Origin of the sequence: Desulfolutivibrio sulfodismutans DSM 3696, from assembly GCF_013376455.1 — a bacterium.
In the GTDB taxonomy this organism is placed as follows: domain Bacteria; phylum Desulfobacterota; class Desulfovibrionia; order Desulfovibrionales; family Desulfovibrionaceae; genus Desulfolutivibrio; species Desulfolutivibrio sulfodismutans.
The window spans coordinates 1,372,276-1,393,549 of the sequence record NZ_CP045504.1 but is presented as its reverse complement, the minus strand read 5'-3'; the positions used below and the strand labels follow the sequence as shown (position 1 = coordinate 1,393,549).

At 65.0% G+C, this 21,274-nt stretch carries 20 protein-coding genes and 1 pseudogene; 14 read left to right on the top strand and 7 right to left on the bottom strand.

The window, feature by feature from the left end:
• Window positions 1-92: 92 nt before the first annotated feature.
• Entirely contained in the window at window positions 93-2,300 is a 2,208-nt protein-coding gene (locus GD606_RS06685) for an AsmA family protein (RefSeq protein ID WP_163302555.1), read from the bottom strand.
• A gap of 100 nt (window positions 2,301-2,400) precedes the next feature.
• Window positions 2,401-3,284, bottom strand: a pseudogene (locus tag GD606_RS06680) (DMT family transporter).
• A gap of 236 nt (window positions 3,285-3,520) precedes the next feature.
• On the opposite strand from GD606_RS06680, the gene GD606_RS06675 reads away from it, so the two are divergent.
• The 3 genes from GD606_RS06675 to GD606_RS06665 all read left to right on the top strand — a co-directional run bounded on the left by GD606_RS06675 (window position 3,521) and on the right by GD606_RS06665 (window position 6,030).
• Window positions 3,521-4,378: a L,D-transpeptidase family protein gene (locus GD606_RS06675; RefSeq protein ID WP_163302559.1), complete on the top strand. Its 858-nt coding sequence runs from the start codon at window positions 3,521-3,523 to the stop codon at window positions 4,376-4,378.
• A 106-nt stretch (window positions 4,379-4,484) separates the two neighbouring features.
• Entirely contained in the window at window positions 4,485-5,006 is a 522-nt protein-coding gene (locus GD606_RS06670; RefSeq protein ID WP_163302561.1) for a V4R domain-containing protein, read from the top strand.
• A gap of 4 nt (window positions 5,007-5,010) precedes the next feature.
• On the top strand, window positions 5,011-6,030 hold the full coding sequence (locus GD606_RS06665) for a GGDEF domain-containing protein (protein ID WP_163302570.1): 1,020 nt from the start codon (window positions 5,011-5,013) through the stop codon (window positions 6,028-6,030).
• A 10-nt stretch (window positions 6,031-6,040) separates the two neighbouring features.
• On the opposite strand, the gene GD606_RS06660 is transcribed toward GD606_RS06665, so the two are convergent.
• From GD606_RS06660 to GD606_RS06645, 4 genes are all read right to left on the bottom strand, one after another.
• Window positions 6,041-6,856: a tetratricopeptide repeat protein gene (locus tag GD606_RS06660; protein ID WP_163302573.1), complete on the bottom strand. Its 816-nt coding sequence runs from the start codon at window positions 6,854-6,856 to the stop codon at window positions 6,041-6,043.
• 15 nt (window positions 6,857-6,871) lie between these two features.
• Window positions 6,872-7,999: a glutamine-hydrolyzing carbamoyl-phosphate synthase small subunit gene (carA, locus tag GD606_RS06655; RefSeq protein ID WP_163302580.1), complete on the bottom strand. Its 1,128-nt coding sequence runs from the start codon at window positions 7,997-7,999 to the stop codon at window positions 6,872-6,874.
• A 215-nt stretch (window positions 8,000-8,214) separates the two neighbouring features.
• On the bottom strand, window positions 8,215-9,147 hold the full coding sequence (locus GD606_RS06650) for a D-alanine--D-alanine ligase family protein (RefSeq protein ID WP_163302581.1): 933 nt from the start codon (window positions 9,145-9,147) through the stop codon (window positions 8,215-8,217).
• On the bottom strand, window positions 9,110-9,757 hold the full coding sequence (locus GD606_RS06645) for an HDIG domain-containing metalloprotein (protein ID WP_163302582.1): 648 nt from the start codon (window positions 9,755-9,757) through the stop codon (window positions 9,110-9,112). The genes GD606_RS06650 and GD606_RS06645 overlap by 38 nt, the downstream gene beginning before the upstream one ends.
• Before the next feature lie 137 nt (window positions 9,758-9,894).
• Between GD606_RS06645 and GD606_RS06640 the strand changes: the two genes are divergently transcribed.
• From GD606_RS06640 to GD606_RS06605, 8 genes are all read left to right on the top strand, one after another.
• Entirely contained in the window at window positions 9,895-10,251 is a 357-nt protein-coding gene (locus GD606_RS06640) for a hypothetical protein (RefSeq protein WP_163302583.1), read from the top strand.
• On the top strand, window positions 10,248-13,100 hold the full coding sequence (locus GD606_RS06635; RefSeq protein WP_176629244.1) for a hybrid sensor histidine kinase/response regulator: 2,853 nt from the start codon (window positions 10,248-10,250) through the stop codon (window positions 13,098-13,100). The genes GD606_RS06640 and GD606_RS06635 overlap by 4 nt, the downstream gene beginning before the upstream one ends.
• A gap of 432 nt (window positions 13,101-13,532) precedes the next feature.
• Complete coding sequence (gene motA / locus GD606_RS06630; RefSeq protein ID WP_163303892.1) at window positions 13,533-14,387, top strand: flagellar motor stator protein MotA; 855 nt, start codon at window positions 13,533-13,535, stop codon at window positions 14,385-14,387.
• Window positions 14,374-15,153 carry an OmpA/MotB family protein gene (locus GD606_RS06625; protein WP_163303893.1) on the top strand — a complete coding sequence of 260 codons (780 nt, stop codon included), beginning with the start codon at window positions 14,374-14,376 and terminating at the stop codon, window positions 15,151-15,153. Before motA ends, GD606_RS06625 begins: the two co-directional genes overlap by 14 nt.
• Before the next feature lie 194 nt (window positions 15,154-15,347).
• Window positions 15,348-15,575, top strand: a complete 228-nt coding sequence (locus tag GD606_RS06620; RefSeq protein ID WP_163303894.1) for a HypC/HybG/HupF family hydrogenase formation chaperone — start codon at window positions 15,348-15,350, stop codon at window positions 15,573-15,575.
• On the top strand, window positions 15,562-16,653 hold the full coding sequence (hypD, locus tag GD606_RS06615; RefSeq protein ID WP_163303895.1) for a hydrogenase formation protein HypD: 1,092 nt from the start codon (window positions 15,562-15,564) through the stop codon (window positions 16,651-16,653). The genes GD606_RS06620 and hypD overlap by 14 nt, the downstream gene beginning before the upstream one ends.
• A gap of 210 nt (window positions 16,654-16,863) precedes the next feature.
• Entirely contained in the window at window positions 16,864-17,868 is a 1,005-nt protein-coding gene (gene hypE / locus GD606_RS06610; protein WP_163302906.1) for a hydrogenase expression/formation protein HypE, read from the top strand.
• Between the two features lie 19 nt (window positions 17,869-17,887).
• Window positions 17,888-18,100, top strand: a complete 213-nt coding sequence (locus GD606_RS06605) for a hypothetical protein (protein ID WP_163302905.1) — start codon at window positions 17,888-17,890, stop codon at window positions 18,098-18,100.
• Window positions 18,101-18,151: 51 nt separating this feature from the next.
• Here GD606_RS06605 and GD606_RS06600 read toward each other — a convergent pair whose 3' ends face one another.
• Entirely contained in the window at window positions 18,152-18,667 is a 516-nt protein-coding gene (locus GD606_RS06600; RefSeq protein WP_163302904.1) for a DinB family protein, read from the bottom strand.
• Between the two features lie 124 nt (window positions 18,668-18,791).
• Between GD606_RS06600 and GD606_RS06595 the strand changes: the two genes are divergently transcribed.
• The 3 genes from GD606_RS06595 to GD606_RS06585 all read left to right on the top strand — a co-directional run bounded on the left by GD606_RS06595 (window position 18,792) and on the right by GD606_RS06585 (window position 21,048).
• A complete protein-coding gene (locus GD606_RS06595; protein ID WP_163302903.1) occupies window positions 18,792-19,241 on the top strand; it encodes a VOC family protein in 450 nt (149 codons plus the stop codon).
• Window positions 19,242-19,613: 372 nt separating this feature from the next.
• Window positions 19,614-20,141 (top strand): inorganic diphosphatase, encoded by a 528-nt coding sequence (locus GD606_RS06590; protein WP_163302902.1) that lies wholly within the window; start codon window positions 19,614-19,616, stop codon window positions 20,139-20,141.
• Between the two features lie 448 nt (window positions 20,142-20,589).
• The gene (locus GD606_RS06585; protein ID WP_163302901.1) at window positions 20,590-21,048 is read left to right on the top strand and encodes a VOC family protein; all 459 of its coding nucleotides are present in this window, start codon (window positions 20,590-20,592) and stop codon (window positions 21,046-21,048) included.
• Window positions 21,049-21,274 lie beyond the last annotated feature (226 nt).

Sequence of the window (21,274 nt, the reverse complement as noted above, 5' to 3'; positions counted from 1 at the left end):
TCCGGCGGCCAAGGGGGCGCGGCCCCACTTGGGACGTCCGCACGGGGTAGAGGTCGATATGAGGGTCATCCCGGAGCAATTCGGGATGGCTTTTATTTTTTCTTTTGAGGCAACAGGTTGAGCGGGTTGATGGCGTCCAGTATGCCCTTGGCCGTCCCGCCCGGGTTGGTGACGGCCTTGAGCGCCGCGCCCGCCGCGCCGGTCACGGCCTCGGCCGGGATGGCCGCAAGGTCCGGGGTCACGGTGGGGGAATCGAGGCTGCCCGTGACCGCCACGGGGATGTCGGCCACCCCGGACACCTGGGCCAGAAGGCGCATGTCCAGCGTATTGCCAGGCAAATCCACCGTGCCCTGGCCCGTGACCTTGTGGGGCGGGGCCAGCACCTGGAGGTCTTTGGTGGTCGCCCGGCCGTTCTGGATGGTTGCGGAAAGCCGGGCCGAGGTAATTTGGGTTCCGCCGCCGCCCTGGCCTGCCGCCTCCTGCCCGCCGCCCAGGCCGAAGGTCAGAAGGCGCATGGGCGAGGATAGAATCTCCGGAGACAGGTTGAGGCCCAGGATGCGGCCGTTTGTCAGGGAGAGGGCCGCCTTCCCGGACAGGGCGCCCAGGATGGCCGACGGATCGCGGGTCTGGGTGGACAGGTCGGCGGAAAAGGCGGCCGTGCCCGTGAGCGGCTGTCGGCCGACAAGGGCCAGAAGCAGGGGACCGGCGGCCAGGTTTTTCCCCTCCAGGCGCAGGGAGGCGGTTCGGGCCGGGGCGGCCAGATCGGCGCGCAGGCTCCCGGACAGGCTGCCCCCGGCCAGCCCGACCCGGAAGCGGCTGACCTCGGCGGTTCCCGGGCGAAGGACGGCAGCGGCGTCCAGGCCGGTGAGGGAGAGTTTTTTCACGTCCAGCCGTTCGGCGGTCAGGCGCAGGTCGATGGCCCCGCCAGGACCGGGGAAGGTCGGCGGGGCATCGGCTGCCGCGTGGGCCGCAGCGGCGGGCTTGCCCGCAGCCGGGCCGGTCTGGGGCAGATAGCCGTCCAGGGCCAGGGTTTTGACGGCCACGGCGGCCGCCATGCGCAGCGGGCCGGAGGTGGTGGTCTGGGCCGTGATCCGGATGGGGGAACCGTCCATGGAGACCTCGGCCTCCAGGCGGGCCTCGGCGTTGTCCGCAGAGGCGGCCCGGATCGTACCCCCCACCTTGGACAGGGCGTTTTTGTCTGCAAGGGGCGGCAGGGGCGAACCGAATCCGGCCAAAAGCGGTTTGAGGTCGAAGGGTGGGGCGGTCAGGGACAGGGCGCCCCGCGGGGTGTCATGCAGATGCGTCGCCTGGACCGAGCCCGTGGCCGAAAATCCGGTCTGGGGCAGGGCCAGGGAGAATTTCGGGCAGGACAGCGTCCCTGCGCCGGAGTCCAGGTCGAAGTCGAAGCCATCAAGCCTGGCCGTGAGCCCGTCCGCCGGGAACCGGCCGCCCGAGACCGTGCCGGACAGGGACAGGCCGCGGCCGACAAGACGGCTTGTGTCGGCGGAGAAGTCCAGGCTGCCCCGGCCTTCGAGGACGTAGGCGGCCAGCGGCAGGCCCGTGGCCCGACCCTCCAGGCGAAGCGTGGCGTCGCTTACAGCGAAGTGCATGGCCTGGGGATCCACCATGGATTGCCCGGAAAGCGTCACTTTGGCCGCAAGTTCCGGTTTCACGGAGGCGGCGGCCAGGGACATCCGGGCGGCAAAGGCCTGTCCGGGGCGGATATCCTTGGCCTGGATGTTCACGTCCGTCACCGAGAACGCGGTCCCGGCGGCCCGGTCCTCGAACGCCACCCCGGCGTCGATCATCTCGGCCGTCTGCACCAGATAGCGGAACGAGGCGCTTTGGCCGTCGGTCTTGACCACCACCACATGATCCTTTTCCACGGATACCTTGGCGATGGGCAGGGCCTTCCAGTTTTCCCGGCCGTCTTTGTCCCGGATCAGGCGGACCCGCAGCCCCGAGAGGCGCAGCCCCTCGACCTCGAGGTCGCCGCGCAAAAGGGCCAGGGGCCGCACCTTGATGTCCGCCGAGTCCACGCTGGCGAAGGGTTCGCCGGGAAAGCCCGGGAGATCGGACAGGCTTGCGCCGCGCAGCTCGATGCCGGGCCAGGGGAAAAAGGTCAGTCCCAGACCGCCGGTGATGGTCAGGGACAATCCCGTGGTCCGTTGCACGAAACCGGCCACGATAGGGGCGAAGGCGGCCGGGTCGATGACCAGCCGCACCATAAGCGCGGCGGAACCGAGCAGGGCGACAACGCACAGGGCCAGAGCCAGGATTTTTTTGCGTGTGGGCGTCATGGGTCGCCTCCCTTGGGATTCGGCGTAAGGGACGTCGTTTCCTTGGTGGTGGCCCCGGAGGCGTGGGAAGTCAAGCTGCTGCGGGCCGGGGACCGGGACGCTATGCCCGTCTGGCTGGTCGTTGGGCCAGGCGCACCCCGAAAAGGACCATGAGGCCTCCGGCGGCCAGGGGCCAGCCCAGGGGCTCGTTCAGAAGGATGATGCCGAGCAGCACGGCCACCACGGGCACGAGGTTGATGTAGACACCGGCCCGGGAGGCCCCAAGGGCTTTTATCCCCTCGTAATACCAGAAAAAGCCGTATCCCGTGGCCATGATCCCCAAAAAGCCCAGGTGCAGCCAGTCCGCCAGACCGGCCCGGGCCATGTCCGCAAAAAGTCCGCCGCCCAGGGCCGGGGGGAAAAGCAAGGCCCCCCCAGCAGGCAGGACCAGGTGACGGCGCCAAGGGGCGACACCCGGGCCATGACCGACCGCCCGGCCAGGGTATAGGCCGACCAGCAGGCCACGCACCCCAGGATGAGCAGATCGCCGGGGCTGGCCCCGCCGCGCAAAAGCGCCGCCGGGTCGCCCCCGGCCAGAACCACGCCCACCCCGGCAAACGACAAAACGATGCCCGCAATGCGCACCCAGCCGAAGGGTTCGCGAAGGGCCAGCCCCGAATACAGGGAGACCACGGTGGGGATGGCGGCCACGATCAGCGCGGCCCGGCTGGCGGGCACGGTTTGAAGTCCCGCGAAAAAAAAGGCGTTGTAGCCGAAGACCCCGGTCAGGCCCAGAAGGAACAGGCCCGGCAGATCGCGCCGCTTCGGCAGGGCGAACCCCCCGGACAGGCGGCGCGTCAGGAACACAAGAAAGGCCGAGGCCAGGGCGAAGCGCAAAAAGGCGGCGGAGAACGGTCCCATGGCCTGGGCCAGATGCCGCCCGGAAATCCAGGTGCCTCCCCAGAAGACGACCGAAGCCAGGAGTTTGAGATGGGTGATCCACATGGCGCGTTTTGGGTTGTGAGATGTCCGGGGCGGGGGATGTCGCATAAATCGGGTCGGTTGTCACGGCGGCCAGGGCGGGCCGCCCGGGGAGGCTTTGGGAGGAATCGTGGCCGGACCTGCTTGCTTCTTGGCGCGGGGTATGGTTTGTTTGCATTGTGATTGCATCCGTCCCCCCGGCTTCAGCCGTCCTTGGCCGTATCTGGCGGGGGGCACAGACGAACGTGAGAGGGCTTGCGATGTACGGATTTCGATGTGTTGCGGCCGTCCTGCCGGCCATGTGTCTGGCCCTGGCGGTTTCCTGCGCCAAAAAGCCCACGGCCCCGGCCGCGCCGCCCTCCCCGGCGGCCGTCGCCAGACCCGCCCCGGCCGGTCTGGACGATCTGGCCCGGGTGCATCCCCTGGACCATTCCCGTCAACTCGTGCTGGTCGTCACCCGCGACTACGACAGCATTACCGGCGTCCTGGCGTTTTTCGAACGCGACGGCGATGGCGCGCCCTGGCGGCAGGTGATTGGGCCCTTCCCGGTCACCGTGGGCCGCACCGGCCTGGCCTTTGGCCGGGGACTGCATGGCCACGGCCCGTCCCTGCCCGGCATCCCGGCCAAACACGAGGGTGACGGCAAGGCCCCGGCCGGGGCCTTCGCCCTGACCATGGGCTTTTCCTACGACCCGAAGGCCCTGGGGTTTTCGCCGAAAATGCCCATGCATCACGTCACCGCCGACACCATCTGCGTGGAGAATCCGGACTCGCGGAAATACAACATGGTTTTCGACGAGAGCACGGCCGGTCCTGCGGACTGGTCCGGGCCGGATCGCATGTTGCGCGCCGACGGCCTGTATAAAAACGGCCTGTTCGTGGCCCACAACACCGATCCCGTCGCGCCCGGGGCCGGATCGTGCATCTTCATCCATTCCTGGCGCGGCCCCGATTCCCCCACGGCCGGGTGCACGGCCATGGAGCCCGGCCGGGTGGCGGAGTTGTTGCGGCTTCTCGATGCCGCCAAGTCGCCGGTCATGGTGCAGCTTCCCCGGGAGGCCCGGGACCGGCTGGCCGGGGCCTGGGGATTGCCGGATATGGCCGCCCCAGGCCTGTGAAGCGGAATGCGCCGGGACGCTGCCGCCGGTTTTTCGTTTTCGGGAGGGAGGGGCCTTCGCCCGGGCCGGAGATCGAAAGAGAAACGCCGTGGAGACAGGAGCCAGCATGCAGGACCGGAAGTACGCTTTTTCGTGGGATTTGATCGGCAACCTGGACATCGGACGGCCCAACCTGGGCCCCACGACCCGGCTGGAGGTCTACCGGCTCATGCAATACGCCTTTCGGGACGTCATCGAGAGGCACTGCGGCACGGTGAAGACGGACACCATCTTCTACGAGTCCGGATATCTGGCCGGACAGGAATTCTACCGGAAGTTTTTCACCGGGATCAAGGAGTTCGGGACATTTATTAGCGCCGTGCAGACCACCCTCAGGGAGATGGGCATCGGGATCGTGCGGGTGGAGAAGGCGGACCTGGAGAAAAAATCCTTCGTCATCACCGTTTCCGAGGATCTGGACTGCTCGGGGCTGCCGGAGCTCGATTACGAGGTCTGCGTGTACGACGAGGGCTTTTTGGCGGCGCTTCTGGATAGCTTCACCGGGGAGCGGTTTGTGGTCAAAGAGATCGACTGTTGGTGTACCGGTGACCGGACATGCCGGTTCACGGCCGAGATTGTCGGCGGGTAGAACCATGAACGTCTTGCCGCATACGACTGGTGACGGCTGGGAGTCCGGCCGGGAGATGCTGGCGGCGGCCCAGGTCGTTCGCTATCTGGCCGGGATCGTGCGCGACCCCTTGTCGCCACCGGAGTTTCCCCCCCAGTTGGAGGCGGTGGAAGGCCTGCGGGAATTGGCCTCGTCGCTGGTGGAGGTCAGCGCCTTTGCGGTCAGGCTGGCCGAGGGCGACCTGTCGGGGACGCTTCCCGTGCGCGGCGCGTTCGCCGGAGCGCTGAAGATGCTCCAGGGCAATCTGCGCCACCTAGCCTGGCAGGCCTCGCGCGTGGCCGAAGGGGATTTTTCCCAACAAGTCGATTTCATGGGGGAGTTCTCCCAGACCTTCAACGCCATGGTCGCAAAGCTGGACCAGTCCCAGGCGGCCCTGCGGGCCAGCGAGAGCAAATATCGCCAATTGGCCATCACCGACAGCCTCACGGGCCTGTACAATCTGCGCTATTTTTTCACCATCGCCGAGAAGGAATTCCGCCGCGCCCTGCGCCATCGCCGACCGGTTTCAATCATCATGCTCGATATCGACAACTTCAAGAGCATCAACGACCGCCATGGCCACGCCGTGGGAGACACGGTGCTGCGGGAGTTCTCCCGGAATCTCGGCCGGACCCTGCGCGGCGCGGACGTCCTGGCCAGGTACGGGGGCGAGGAGTTCATCGTGCTTCTGCCCGAGACCGGGCGCGAGGCCGGGGCGGCCGTGGCCGAGAAGCTGCAAAAAAACGTGGAGGGCTGTTTCATCGGCCTGGAAAGCGGCTGCCTCAACATCACCGCCAGCTTCGGGGTGAGCTCTTTTGCGACGTTTTCCGGGAATCGCCTGACGGCGGCCGAGATCATGGAGCAGACGGTGAAGCGGGCCGATCAGGCCCTGTACCGGTCGAAAAATTCCGGGAAAAACATGGTCACCTTTCTGGCCTTTGGCGATGCCTCGGCCGAAGGCCTGGGGGTTGGCGCGTCGCGAAAAATGCGCAACAGCGCCGAGTGAAGGCCGGGCCTTACGGCTCCACGGGCTTATTTTGCCGCTTGAGCGAAAAATTGAGCATCTTTTTGGCCTCGTCAAAGGCAGGCGTGATGCGTAGCGCGATGCGCGCCGCCTTCTCAGCCTTGTCGAACCTCCCCCAGTCCACATACACCCGGCCCAGGTTGAAATAGAGGTTGGCGTCGTTTTTGGCGTAGGGCACGGCGCGGATGAAATATTTCTCAGCCACGTCGAACTTTTTCAGACGCCGCAGCACGATGCCGATGCGGTTGTACAGATGGATCTGGTCCGGCGAGAGGTCCAGGGCCTCGTTGAGGTAGGTGAAGGCGTCCTCGTAGAGCTCGCCCTTGATGAACAGATCCGCGATGCGGGCCTTTAAGTCCGAGTCGTCGGGGTGCTCCTTGGCCAGCTTTTCCAGAACCTCCCGGGCCTCGTCGTGCTTTTGCTCGGCCAGCAGCAGGCGGCCGCGCTCCAGGCTGGCCTCGCGGCGCTGACTTTTTTCCTGGATGATGTCCTTGGCCTCGGACACCGCCGTGTGCTGCAACTCCTGGAGCACGTCGCGCAGCATCTCCGCTAACTGTTTCTCCTGGCCCGGATGGTACTGCATGAGCAGGGGGTAGGAGGAGCGGAACCCCTTGTCGTTATTGAGCAGGTAGACGGCGTCGGTGATCATCCGGGCGAATTCTTCCCGCTCGGACTTCATGAGCTGGGAGCGCAGGATGCTATTTATGGCCTCGTACAACGCGGTGGCCGCCGGGAACACCTTCCCCTGCTTGAGATGGGTGCCGATGGCCGATATCTGAGCCCGAGCCTTGGAGAGTTCCGCAGACATGGGGTTGCCTTGCGCCTATTTCCCGGTGTGTTCCCGGACCATCTCCCGGAACCGCCGGAAAAAGAACCGGCTATCGTGGGGGCCCGGGGCCGCTTCGGGATGATGCTGGATGGCGATAATGGGTTTTATCTCGTGAGCAAAACCTTCCAGGGTCTGATCGTTCAGATTGATATGGGTGAGACGTACGTTTTTTAAGCTGGCGATGTCCACGCAGAATCCGTGGTTCTGGGAGGATATCTCGATGCGTCCGGTCTCCAGATCCTTGACCGGGTGGTTCAGGCCGTGGTGCCCGAACTTGAGTTTGAAGGTCGTGCCGCCCAGAGCCAGCCCCAAAAGCTGGTGTCCCAGGCAGATGCCCGCCGTGGGATAGGTGTCGGCCAAAACCGCCGTGGCCGCGACCAGTCCGGTGAGGGCCGCCGGGTCGCCGGGACCGTTGGACAAAAACACGGCGTCGGGAGACAGCCGTTTGACCTGGTCGGCGGTAAACGTGGAGGGCACGGCCAAAACGTCGAAGCCCTGGTCCGCCAGAAGGCGCAGGATGTTCCACTTGATGCCCATGTCGTAGACCACCACCCGGGGCCCGGGGCCCGGCCAGGCGTATGCGCCGTCGGGAAGGGTCACGGGCACAGGCTTTTCGCCGTCGAAGCGGTAGGGGCCGTCGCAGGTGACCCGGTCGGCCAGCCCCAGTCCCTCCATGGAGGGCAGGGCCCTGGCCTTGGCCACCAGGGCCTGGGGGTCGGACACGTCCGTGGAGATATAGCCGCGCATGGCCCCGTTTAAGCGCAGATGGCGGGTGAGCGCCCGGGTGTCGATGCCCTCGATGCCCATGACCCCCTGCCGGGTGAGGTATTCGGGAAGCGTGGCCGTGGCCCGCCAGTTGGAGGGCGTCTTGCAGCATTCCTTGACGATGAATCCGGCCACATGGATTTTGGCCGATTCCACGTCGGCGGGATTGACGCCGTAGTTGCCGATGTGCGGATAGGTCATGCACACCATCTGGCCGTGGTAGGAGGGGTCGGTCAAAACCTCCTGATAGCCGGTCATGCCGGTGTTGAAGATCACTTCCCCTCCGGCCGCGCCCTGGCCGGTGAAGGATTCACCGGGAAAAAGGGCGCCGTCTTCCAGGGCGAGGATGGCTTTCATGCGATTCTCCGAGAAAAAGGTGGTGCGGCCTTGCGGCAGGAAAAGCGGCCGGTGGGCCGGTCAACTTTTTTTCATATACTGCACAACCCGGGTTCGTCCAGTCTGCGTGGCTGCGGCAGACCAGTCCCGGCCCGTGGCGTTGGCCGGGCCGGGGCGCTACGATGACTGGGCGACACTCCGGAAATGCAAAATTTTTTGCAATACGCCGAGCAAGGTCAGGAAACGCTGTGCTCATGGCCGTGGCGGCCCCGGGCCATGCCCAGTTCGATAAGCCGGGCCAGCAGATCCTCGAAGGACATCCCTGCCGCCGCCGCCGCCCGAGGCAAGAGGCTGGTGGGGGTCATGCCCGGCAGGGTGTTCGTTTCCAAAAGGAAAAGGTCGGTTCCGGACAGGATGAAATCCGAGCGGCTGTAGCCGGTAAGCCCCAGGGCCCGGTGGGCGGCCAGGGCGGTTTCCTCCAGGCGGTGGATCAGTTCCGGGGACACGGGGGCCGGACAGAGTTCGTCGGCGCCGTCCGGGGCGTATTTGGCGGTGTAGTCGAAAAAGCCGCTGCCCGATTTGGGCCGGATGAGGATGGGCGGCAGGGGCGTCTCCCCGAGCACGGCGCAGGTCAGTTCCATGCCGGTGACGGCGGGTTCCACGATGGCCGCGTCGCCGCTGCGGAAAATGGGGGCCAGGGCCGCGAAAAGGGCTTGGCGGTCGGCGGCCGGTCCGGCATGGACGCTGGAGCCGCCCAGGTTGGGCTTGACGAAATAGGGCGGTTCGAAACGCGGGGAAAATGTGGGGTCGGGCGGCGCGGGCAGAAATTCCCAGGGCAGGGTGGCCAGGCCCCGGGCCCGGTAGATCTGCTTTGCGGCGGCCTTGGACAGGGCCAGAAACGACCCGGCCGGCCCGCTTCCCTGATAGGGAAGGCGCACGGCGTCGAGCATGGCCTGGATGAGGCCGTCCTCGCCGGGCGCGCCATGCAGGTTGATGAAGGCGAAATCCGCCTCGGCCGCAGCGGCGGCGATGTCGTCGAAGGCCTCGGCCGGGTCCAGAAAACGCACCTCGTGTCCGAGGTTTAGGAGGGATTGCCGGATTTTTTGCGCCCCGGACAACGCCACCTCACGTTCACTCGACCAGCCCCCGGCAATGAGCAATATCCGCATCAGTTTGAAATCCCAGGGTTTGTATCAGCGCGTCCTCGATCTCCCGGGCCTGGGCGAAGGAGCGGCCGATGCGTTGACGAATGTCTGGTGTGGCCCCATACCGGTGCAGCAGATCCTCGAATCGTTCGGTCAGGCTCACCACCCGGTTGTGCTTGACCCGCTTGTCGCTGTAAATAATGATCAGGGGCAGGAAATGGGCCCTGATGTCCACGGAAAACGGCCAGTGGACATGGTGGATGACCCCCTGGGCCAGGGCCGGATTTCCCGTCAATTCCTGGACCCAGGCCCCGCCGAGCTGGCTGTGGTTGCCGCCGTGGCGGATGGTGTAGGTCTTGGCCAGATCGTGCAAAAGGGCTGCGGCCCGCACGGCGTCCACGTCCACGGGAAGTCCCGCCGCCGCCGCCGACCGGGCCAGGGTCTCGGCGATGCAGGCCACGGTCAGGCTGTGGGACCGGATGTTGGGCAGCATGTCGTAGGCGTCCCACAGGGCCAGACACTGGGCCGTGGTGGGCACGAAGGAGACAACGGGCGCATATGCCCCGGACATGGCCTCGGGACGGGACTCCGGGGAAGTCCCGGAGTGGGCGTCGGAGAATGGTTTTTCAGGCATCGGGGTGACTGTTTCGAGGGGGCGGGGTGTTTCCCGCCGCAACCCGCGTGGGCATGACCCTAGCAACTCCACGCGAAAAACGCAAAGACGGCGTCCGTATTCCGGTGCGCGCGTCCTGCCGACAAGGAGTGACAAAAGTGAAGCGTTTTGCCGTGCGCTATGAGACAAAAATGTTGGAGGACCGGGAGGGCGTGGAGGTCGTGAGCGCCGAAAGCAAGGGCCGGGCCATGTTTGCGGCCCAGGCCAGGCTGCATCCCGACGCCCCGGGCGATGAACCCGTTTTTTATTTCGAGCCCCTGTCCATCGTGCCCGGCCCGGACGGCGGAACCTTCGAGGTCGCCTATCGCACCAAGATCGAGCGGGAGGTCGCGGGGCGGGTGGAGGTCGAGGCCAAGGACGCCGACGAAGCCCGCAAAAAGGCCCGCTTTGCGGTGCATCAGGAACTCATCCCCCCCGCCTGCTTCAATGCCCTGGACGTGGAGGAGGTGGCGTGAAGGCCGCAGGCGACACGCCGCCGCCGGGGGGGCGGGCCGGGAGGGAAGGTGAGCCGGTGCGTTTCCTGGACAGGCTCCAGGTCAAGCTGAGCCTGCTTTTAGTGGTGGCCTTCACCCTGGTTCTGGCGGCGTTCAGCCTCTACGACTATCATGCCGTCAAGGCCGCCCGCATGGCGGAATTGCGGCTTCTGGCCGACAGGGTCACCGAGCGGCTTTCCCACATCCTGTTGTCTCCCATGTGGAACGTGGACGCCAGGGAGATCTCCCGGATCCTCGAGACGGAGATGGCCAACGGCAATCTGTTCGCCGTGATCGTGCTCGACGAGGACGGCAAAAGCGTGCTGGCCGGGAGCCGCCGCGACGGCGGCGCCTTGCATGAGGTAAATTCCCTGTGGGAAGAAGACGGGGTGTTCGGCCGGACCAGGCGCATCGAGATGGACGGCAGGAATCTGGGGAGCCTCAACGTCTTCGTCCACACCCGGCACATGGAGCAGGATCTGCTTGAAACCGTGGCGGCAAACGTCCTGCGCACCTTCCTGCTGGAGATCGTGTTGGTGGCGCTGATCTTTTTTTTCGTCAAATCCGCCATCCTCGACCCCTTGGACCACATGCGCCGGGTGGCCAGGCGCATAAGCCAGCGCCGGGACTATTCCCTGCGCTTTCCCGCCGACCGCCGCGACGAGTTGGGGAGCCTGTCCGACACCTTCAACGAAATGCTGGTCATCATCAGCCAGAATGAACAAACCCTCAAATTGCATGGGGAACGCCTGGAGGAACTGATCAACCGCCGTACCCTGGAACTGGCCGGGGCCAAGAAGATCGCCGAGGACGCCAACCAGGCCAAGGGCGAATTTCTAGCCAACATGAGCCACGAAATCAGAACCCCCATGAACGCGGTCATCGGCATGGCCGAATTGACCCTCAAAACCCCCCTGTCGCCCCGGCAGCGGCAATACCTTTCCGTCATCCGGGCCTCCAGCCGGTCCCTTTTGCGGGTCATCAACGACATCCTGGATTTTTCCCGGATCGAGGCCGGGAAAATGACCATGGAGCGCATCGCCTTCCGGTTGTCGGACGTCCTGGACGAGGTGCTTGATCTGTTTCGGGGGGCGATGACCGATAGGGACGTGGAACTGATCCTCGAAGTCGATCCCGACGTGCCCGACGCCCTTCTGGGCGACCCCCTGCGCCTGCGCCAGGTGATGGTCAATCTGGTCTCCAACGCCTTCAAATTCACCGAACGCGGCGAGGTGGCCATCCGGGCCTCCCTGTCCCGGGAGATGGACAGCCAGGTGGAGATCGTCCTTGGCGTACGCGACACGGGTTCGGGAATCCCCGCGGAAAAGTTGGACAGCGTCTTCGCGGCCTTCACCCAGGCCGACGGCTCCGTGACCCGCAAGCACGGCGGCACAGGGCTTGGGTTGTCCATCGCCAGGGATATCGCCCGGCTCATGGGCGGCGACGTGCGGGTGAAAAGCGACGTCGGCCGGGGCAGCGAGTTTGTGGTCACCGTGATCCTGGACAAGGATTCCACGGTCCTGCCGGGCGTGCGGGAGGCGGCCTCCCGGTTCGAGGGCCGCCGCATCCTGGTGGCCACGGCCAATCAGGGGTTGGGCGTGGCCATGGACAAGGCCCTGCGGCGTTTCGGGGCCACGACGGAGCAGGCGGCGACCGGGAAGGAATTGTTGTCCAGGATTTCCGAGGCCGGGCCCGCGTTTGATGCGGTCCTTGTGGACGGCGTCCTGCTGGCCGACCTGTCGGCGGGCGGGGCTGACGGATTGTCCGGACTTTTCGCCCGCTTCGCGTCGACGATTGTGCTCACGCCGACCGGAAAGGCCCGGGAGGCCTTGTTCGACGCCTATCCCGGGGCCCGGTACTTTCTGGAGAAACCAGTGGGATTGGCCGGGCTTGCGCTCGGCCTGTCCCAGGCCATGGGCCTCGCCCCGTCCGACGGCGACCCGGACGCGCCGCTCTCCGGGCTTCCGGCGCAGGAACCGGAACCGTCCTTCCCGGGGCTGCGGGTTTTGCTGGCCGAGGACAACGCCACCAACCGGCTGGTGGCGGGGGAGATCTTCGCCGACGCGGGCATTGTCGCCAGCATGGCCGAAAACGGTCGCCAGGCCGAAGAGATGGCCGCCCGGGAACCTTTTGACATGATTTTTATGGACGTTTCCATGCCCGGGATGGACGGCTATGAGGCGGCCAGGCGGATCCGCGCCCTGCCCCAGGGCGGGCAGACGCCCATCGTGGCCATGACCGCCCATGTCCTGCCTGGCGACCGGCAGCGCTGCCTGGACGCCGGAATGAACGACTATCTGACCAAGCCTCTGGATCGGAAACGCCTTTTCGCCGTCATCGCCACCTGGGCCGGGCACTGGCGCCGCCAGGAGACCGCCCCAGGGGATCACGCCGGCCCTTCCGGGGATGCGGTTCCCGGTCCCGGCCAGGGGCCGTTGTCGGATGAGGCGTGGTTGCGCGGGGTTCCCGGCCTCGACGTGGACGAGGGCTTGTATCGTCTGGGGGGCAAGGCCGCGATCTATCGCAGCATCCTGTCCGGGTTCGCCAAAAGCGGCCGGGAATATCTGGGGCAGATGCGCCAGGCCATGGCCCATGGGCGGGCGGACCAGGCCCGGGACGTGGCCCACAAGCTGGCCGGCGCGGCCGGGAACGTCTCGGCGGTGGAGGTGCGCGACATGGCCTGGGCCATGGAGGAGTCCCTGGACAGCGGCCGTCTGGAGGAAGCCGGAGTCCTTATGGAAAGCCTTGCCCAGGCCATGGAGGCCGTGGCCGGAGGCGTCGAGGGGTTGGGCACGGCCGGGGGGGCGGCGGCACAGCCGCGCGCCGGGTGAACCGCCGCCTCCCGGGAACACGCGGCAGGCCGTGGCCGGGGGCATTTTTTCTGTTTCACGCGACTTTTTTTTCGTATAGGATCGCAGGCGTCTGTAGGGGCTTGTCCGCGTTCGCCGTGAACGCGGGGAAAGCTCCGTCCTCCGGGAAAAGGGACGGTCTTTTTTGGGTATGGAGCGGCGCGTGTCGGCTGGCTCCGGCTGGGGATCTTGTCTCGCCTTCCCCTTCGTTGCAGCCATTTCTCCGGCTTTCTTTTGCGGGGAACCCGATGGCGGTTTCATTGCGCCAAGTCCCTTGGCCAGGCAGAATCCGTTGATGGGCGGTCCCGCCGTGTTCCCTGTCCCCGGTCCTGTGACATGTCGACTCCGGGTGCGGCAGGGGATCCAGCGGTTTTGTCTCGCGTAACGATGCGACTTCGGGATGGCTGAATCTATATGTTCGCGATAATCGGCATTGTGGTGGTTCTTGGTGCGGTCTTCGGCGGCTATATGCTCGAAGGCGGCAGCATGCATACCCTTTTCCAGCCCATCGAGCTGCTCATCATCGGCGGCGCGGCCCTGGGCTCCTTTCTCATTTCCTCACCCAAGTCCGTGGTCATCGGCTCCATCAAAAAGGCCTTGTCCGTCTTCACCGCCAAGGAAGCCTCAAACTCGGATTTTCTCGATCTGCTGACCCTGCTTTACGAGATCATGAACATCGCCCGCCGCGAGGGCATCGTGGCCCTGGAGGCGCATGTCAACAAGCCCGACGGCAGCGCCATCTTCGGCCGCTTCAAGTCCGTGGCCGCCAACCACGTCCTGCGCGACTTCATCTGCGACAACGTCAAGGTGCTCATCTCCGAGAGCATCGAGACCCACCGCTTCGACGCCCTCATGAGCCTGGACATCAGCACCATCGAACACCACGAACTCATTCACCCGGCGGCCATCAACAAGGTGGCCGACTCCCTGCCGGGCCTGGGCATCGTGGCCGCCGTTTTGGGCATCGTCCTGACCATGGGCAAGATCAACGAGCCCCCCGAAGTGCTGGGGCACAGCATCGGCGCGGCCCTGGTCGGCACATTTTTGGGCATTCTCATGTGTTACGGCTTCGTGGGGCCCATCGCCTCCAACGTCGAACATCAGGCGGGCGGCAAAATGGCCTTTCTGGCCTGCGCCAAGGAAGCGCTTTTAGGCATGCAAAGCGGCTTTTCCCCCATGCTTTCCGTGGAAATGGGCCGCCGGGCCGTGCCCGAAGACGTGCGCCCCTCCTTCGAGGATCTGGAAGGAGCCTTGCGTGGCAAAAAGTAAGACGGGCGAACCAAGCCCGATCATCATCGTCAAAAAGGGCGGCGGCGGGCACAAGGCCCACCACGGCGGCAGTTGGAAGGTGGCCTATGCCGACTTCGTGACGGCCATGATGGCCTTTTTCCTGCTTCTGTGGCTGATCGCATCGCTGAAACCGCAACAGAAAAACGAGCTGGCCCTGGTCTTCCAGGACAAAAACGCGCCCACCAAGGAAAAGGTGGTCAACCTGGAGAAGATCCCGACCTTCATGGCCAAGGACGCCAAGGTGGGGCGGCCGGAATTCAAACTCTCCCAGGAAAACAAGCTGCGCTACGAAGTGGCGCTGATGATCAAGGAGATCATCGCCAACGACCCCAACCTGCGCCAGACCTCGGGCGTGAGTTCCGACTCTTCGGGCGTGCTCTTAAACGTCAACAGCCCCGTGCTTTTTGATCCCAACTCGGCCACCCTCAAGCCCGGCTCGGACAAGATGCTCCAGGGCATCATCGACATCCTAAAGGCCCACAAGATTGACCTCGTGGTCCGGGGCCACGCCGACGACGGCGAGTCGGGCGGCGGGCTCTATCCCTCCAAATGGGAGTTGTCTTCGGCCCGGGCGGCGGCCATCGTGCGTTATATCGTGGAAAAAGGCGGCATCCCGCCCACCCGGGTGCGCGCCGTGGGCTACGGCGACAGCCAACCCCTGGTGCCCCCCACCTCACCCGAGGCCCGGGCCAAGAACCGGCGCGTGGAATTCTATTACCACGGCCAGGATACCCCGGCCTGGTAGGTCCGCCCCGTTCGCCCCTGCCTGCGGGTGCGTGTTTGAAGTCGGCATACGCCGCGTCCGTTCGTACCCCGAAACCGCCGCAACAGCCCGTATTCCCGCTTTTTTCCCCGGAGAGGCTTTACGCCGCGGCCTGCCGGGTTTATCTTTGTACATTGCCCTCGCATCACTGAACCGTCATCTCGGAGGAAATCGCCGTGTGTCTTGCCGTTCCCATGGAAATTATCAGCATTGCCGATAACGTCGCCGACGTGGAAATAGGCGGCGTCAAGCGCCAGGTCCGCCTGGACATCATCGATGAGGCCCCGGCCATTGGCGACTACGTCATCGTCCACGCCGGATTCGCCCTGCGCCGCCTGGACCGCGAGGACGCCCTGGAGACCATCAAGCTCTTTCAGGAAGGGCTCAACCTTGAACTCCTTTGACGCCTTCAAGGATCCGGCCCTGTGTCGCAGCCTGCTTGGGCGGCTCACGGAAGAGGCCACGACCCCCATGCGCTTCATGGAGGTCTGCGGCACCCACACCGTGGCCATCTTCCAAAGCGGCCTGCGCTCGCTTCTGCCGGGGACCATCACCCACCTGACCGGCCCGGGCTGTCCGGTATGCGTCACCCACGAGTCCGAAGTCGCCGCCTTCCTCGAACTGGCCGCCCGTGACGACGTCATCGTGGCCACCTTCGGCGATCTCATGCGCGTGCCCGGCCCCAAAGGCGCAAACCTCAAGACCGCCTCGGCCGAGGGGGCCCGGGTGGAGGTCGTCTATTCCCCCTTCGACGCCCTGGCCCTGGCCAAGGCCAACCCCGACCGCACAGTCGTCTTTTTGGGCATCGGCTTCGAGACCACCGCGCCCACCGTGGCCGCCACCATCCGGCTGGCCCGGGAACAGTCCCTCGACAACTTCCTGGTCATGAGCTTCCACAAGCTCGTGCCCCCGGCCCTGCGGGCGCTATTGGCCGACCCCGAGGCCCGGGTGGACGCCTTCATCCTGCCCGGACACGTCTCGGCCATCATCGGCGTCGACCCCTACGCCTTCCTGGCCACGGAATATGGCGTGCCCTCGGTCATCACCGGGTTCGAACCCCTGGACATCCTCCAGGCCCTCATCCACATCGTGCGCATGCGCCGGGACAACGCCCCGGCGGTCATCAACCAATATTCCCGGGTGGTGCCCGAACACGGCAACCAAAAGGCCCTGGCGGTCATGGCCGAGGTCTTCACCCCCGTGGACGCCCTGTGGCGCGGCCTGGGCGTTTTGCCTCAAAGCGGGCTGGCCATTGCCGAGCCCTATGCCGCATTCGACGCCTTCAAGGTGCTGGGCATCACCCTCAAGGACCATCCGCCGCTGCCCGGGTGCCGCTGCGGCGAGGTGCTCAAGGGCAAGATGCCGCCCAATGAATGTCCGCTGTTCGCCAAGGCCTGCACCCCGGCCACGCCTGTGGGACCGTGCATGGTGTCCACCGAAGGCGGTTGCGCGGCGTATTTCAAATATCGCCTGGAGGCGTAGGAGGCGGGGACTTTTGTCCCCCCGGACCCCCCGCGCGGGCTTCGCGCCTTGCAGCGGGAGATGGTGTGAGTGGCCGCGCGGCGGTATCGGGGCGTAAGCCCCGGTACCGCCGCGCTATGAAAGTTTTTTGGTGAAGAGGGGGGTCCGGGGGGAGAAGCCCCTTTTTTTCAAAAAAGGGGCTTCTCCCCCCGGCCGCCGGAGGCGCACACTATGTCAGGACGACTTCTTTTGGATCACGGCAGCGGCGGCAAGGCGTCGCAGCGTCTGGTCGCCGAGATGTTCATGCGGCATTTCGACAACGAGATTTTACGCGTCATGGACGACGCGGCATATTTGGACATTTCCGGGCCGCTGGCGGTGAGCACGGACACGTTCACCGTGGACCCGATCTTTTTTCCGGGCGGTGACATCGGGGCGTTGTCCGTGCACGGAACGGTGAACGATGTGTCCATGCTCGGGGCCACGCCGCTTTTTCTGACCTGCGGGTTTGTTCTGGAAGAGGGCCTGGACCTGGGCGACCTGGAGCGGGTCGTGGTCTCCATGGGCCGCGCCGCGCGTGAGGCCGGGGTGCGCATCGTGGCCGGGGACACCAAGGTCGTGCCGCGCGGCGCGGCGGACAAAATATTCATCAATACCACGGGCATTGGAACGGTGCGGGTCAGCCCGGCCCCGAGCGGGCGCCGGGCCGCGCCAGGAGACGCGATACTTTTGACCGGCAGCATGGGCGACCATGGGCTGGCGATTTTGTCCACGCGGCAGGGATTGTCCTTTGAGTCGCCGGTGGTCAGCGACTGCGCCTCGCTCAATTTTCTGGTGGGCAAGGTGCTGGACGCCGTGCCGGACGTGCATGTGCTTCGCGACCCGACGCGCGGCGGGCTGGCCACGACGCTCAATGAGATTGCCGGGCAGTCGGGCGTGGGGTGCTTTATCGAGGAGTCGCGCATTCCCGTGGACCCGGCCGTGGCCGGGGGCTGCGCCGTCTTGGGGCTTGACCCGCTGTATCTGGCCAACGAAGGCAAATTCATCTGCATCGTGCCCGAGGCCGACGCCGAGGCGGCCCTGGCGGTGATGCGGGCCGACGCGCTGGGGCGCGGGGCCTGCCGCATCGGCGAGGTGCGGGCCGACTATCCGGGCAAGGTGGTGATGACCACGCCCCTCGGCGGGCAGCGGCTCCTCGGTATGCTCGAAGGGGAGCAGTTGCCGAGGATTTGTTGAGCGTTCACGCGGAGGGGCCATGAAAAACGTCAGGCGAACCGCCAACTACACGGCTGAGGAGCTTCGCGCCAGGCGCGCCGAAAGCCGCACCGACCTGCATCGACTCGACGCGACCACGGACGCCGATGTGGAGCGGCTGGTGGCGGACGATGAGGACGAGGCCGCCATGCTGCCGGACTGGACCCGGGCGAGGCTGGTCCTGCCCGCGACGAAAGAATCCCCCAGGCCGTAACCGCCACATCGACCCTCCGGGCCGCGTTGCGGCGGCCCGGCCGCGCCGCGATCATCCTTCCGCTTCTTTCATTTCCGACAGTTGCCGCTGATAAAACACCAGATCGATATCCCGGGGCCGGACGCCGCATTCGGAAAGAATAGCGTGCATCTGGCCCCGGTGGTGCGTCTGGTGATTGAAAAAGTGCGCCACCATGGCCGCCATGGGCAGGGCCATGGGGCGGCCGTCCATGGTATGGTAGTGCAGGATGCCCTTCAGCCGGGCCGGGTCCAGCTCCTTGGCGAAGGCCACGATGCGGGCGTCCTCGGCCCGGCGCGCGGCGAGCAGGTCCGCAAACCCGGGATAGGGGATGGTGTCGATGGCTGTGGGGCTGCCTCCTGATCCGGTAAAACGGGACAGCCACGCCCGGTCGGCCAAAAGCACATGGTTGGCGATGCCCGCCAGGGAGCCGAAATTCACGGGCCGGGGCGCGGCGAAGTCCTCGGCCGACAGCCCGGAAAGATGCTCGAAGAGAAGAAAGTTGGCCCAGGCGTTGTACCCGGCCAGGGTGACGAAAAGGTTCTTCATGTCGCGCCTCCTGATGCTGTGAAAGAGGATGGATGCCGGGGCCGTGGCACGTCGTTTTCTGCGATTGGCATATTGACGCATCTTCCCATGGGGTGCATTTTCCTCCAAACAAAAGGAGTACGTCATGCCTACCCAGTTCGCTCACACGAACATTGTCGCCAAAGACTGGAAAGCCCTGGCCCGGTTCTATGAAATTGCACTGGGCTGTACGCCCTTGGCCCCCGAACTCGTCCTTTCCGGAGACTGGCTCGACGACCTGGTCGGCCTGTCCGGATGCAGCCTGCACGGCGTCAATCTGCGCATGCCCGGCCACGGCGACTCCGGCCCGATGCTTGAAATCCTGACCTACGAGGACATGCCCGAAGGCCCGGTCATGCATGCCAACACCCCGGGAATGGCCCATCTGGCCTTTGCCGTGGACGATGTAGAGGCGGCGGTCAAGGCCTTTGTGGCCAACGGCGGCAGCCTTGTGGGAAAATCCATCGTGAAAGAGGTTCCCGGCGTGGGGCGGTTGTCGGCAGCCTACGCCCGCGACCCCGAGGGCAACATCGTGGAGCTGATGCGCTGGGACTAGCGGGCGTCCGGTGAGCCGGGCGAGGATTTGTATTCGGATGCACTCGAGGATTTTTCTGGCGTGAGACCGCGCGGCGCGGATCACACGACGGTGATGCGCGGGCGCATGTCACGGGATATCCCGACGGCATGCGCCCGGTTCCGTTTTTTTTGCGCCGCGTCGGCAGTCGCAACGTGCTGCGGCGGTAGAGCGCGGCTGCGGAGGCCGTCGTTTTGAGGCGTAGGCCGCCCGGCCGCTCCGTAGCGGCGAAATGGATCGCGAATAATAATTGGTATTGATTCTGAAGTTCATAATCAATATACTGGGAACAGCACGGGCGGAATGATCGTATCAATATGAAAATCAACACGTTACCGATCTGAAGGAGTGACCATGGACTACAACGCCATTTTGACCCCGTATGCCAAGGACACAATCATCAATGTCGTGATCGAGATCCCCATGGGGTCGGCCCACAAGGTCGAGTATGATCGAAAAAGAAAAATCATGGTGCTCGACAGGGTTGAACCGGCGATCTTCGCCAAGCCCGTGAACTACGGCTTTATTCCGGCGACCCTGGACGACGACGGGGACGAGCTGGATGTGCTTTTCATCACCGACGAACCCATGCCCGTGGGGGTTGCGGCGCAGGCCAGGGTTCTCGGCGTGCTGGAATTCGAGGACGACAAGGAAATGGACCACAAGGTCATCTGCGTTCCGGCCGATGACCGGAACACGGGAAACCGCATCGCCTCGCTGGCCGATCTTGGCGAGCAGTGGAAACGAAAGATCGAGCACCATTTTTCGCACTACAAGGATCTCAAAAAGCCGGGCACGACCAAGGTCCAGGGCTTTGGCGACGCGGAAAAGGCGCACAAGGTGATTGAGGAATGCATCGAACGCTGGAAAAAGAGCGTCTAGCGTTTCCGGTTTGTTGGCGTAAAGCGGCATGAAGATAAAGGCGTCTTCCCGGTCGGGCGATCCGTTCGTCCCGCCCCGGGGAGACGCCTTTTGCGTGGCGTGCCGGGCTGCTGCTCGGAATGCTGACCGTTCATGGGCCGGACGTGGTCCGTTCTGCCCGGTCCTGGCTGTGACACAACATCATTACGCCAGCCCGCCGTCGAAAGCATGGGCCAGGGCGGGCGGCCTCCCGATGCGGCGGTGTTTCGTGCCGCCGGGGGGCGGACGCGAAGGGGGAGGGCGATGGAAGGAAAATGATCTCTCCGCACATGAGGACCACGGAATGCTGAAGCCTGCGATATTTGTCTGTCCGGGTCGCCGCTTCGCCTTGCAACGCGCCCTCGCCCCTTCGCCTTGACTCCCGCCATCCGTTCGGCGCATCCTGCGCTCCCAACACAAGGAGCGCCCCATGCCCGTCCGCTACGCCCACACCAACATCATCGCCAAGGACTGGCGCAGGCTGGCCAGCTTTTATGAACAGGTGCTCGGCTGCACGCCCGTGCCGCCCGAGCGCGACCTGTCCGGGGCGTGGCTGGACGCCCTGACCGGGCTTTCCGGCAGCCGTTTGCGCGGCATGCACCTTCGCCTGCCCGGGCATGGCGAGTCCGGCCCGACGCTTGAAATTTTCTCCTACGACGACATGCCGCAAGGCCCCGTCATGGCCCCCAACACCCCGGGGCTGGCGCATCTGGCCTTTGCCGTTGACGACGTGGCGGCCGTGACCCAGGCCTTCCTGTCCCACGGCGGAAGCCTGGTGGGCGAGTCCATTGACCGCGACATCCCCGGAGTGGGGCGGCTTTTTTGCGTCTACGCCCGCGACCCCGAGGGCAACATGGTGGAGTTGCAGCGCTGGGAGGCGGCAGCCTAGGCGCTCCGTGGCACGCAAGCGCATGCAGGGCAGTTTTTGGCATTCCCTCGGTTTTGGCCACGGAAACGCGAGTTATGTTTTGCGGAGGAGAGAGGCTGTGCCATGCTGAGACGTTCAGGTATTGCTTGCGGATAGTTGCGTATTTTGAGGAGAGATTGATGCTATGTCGTTGCATTTTTAAATTTACATAAGTTTATAGTGCAATGTAGAATGCAAACTCCGTTTA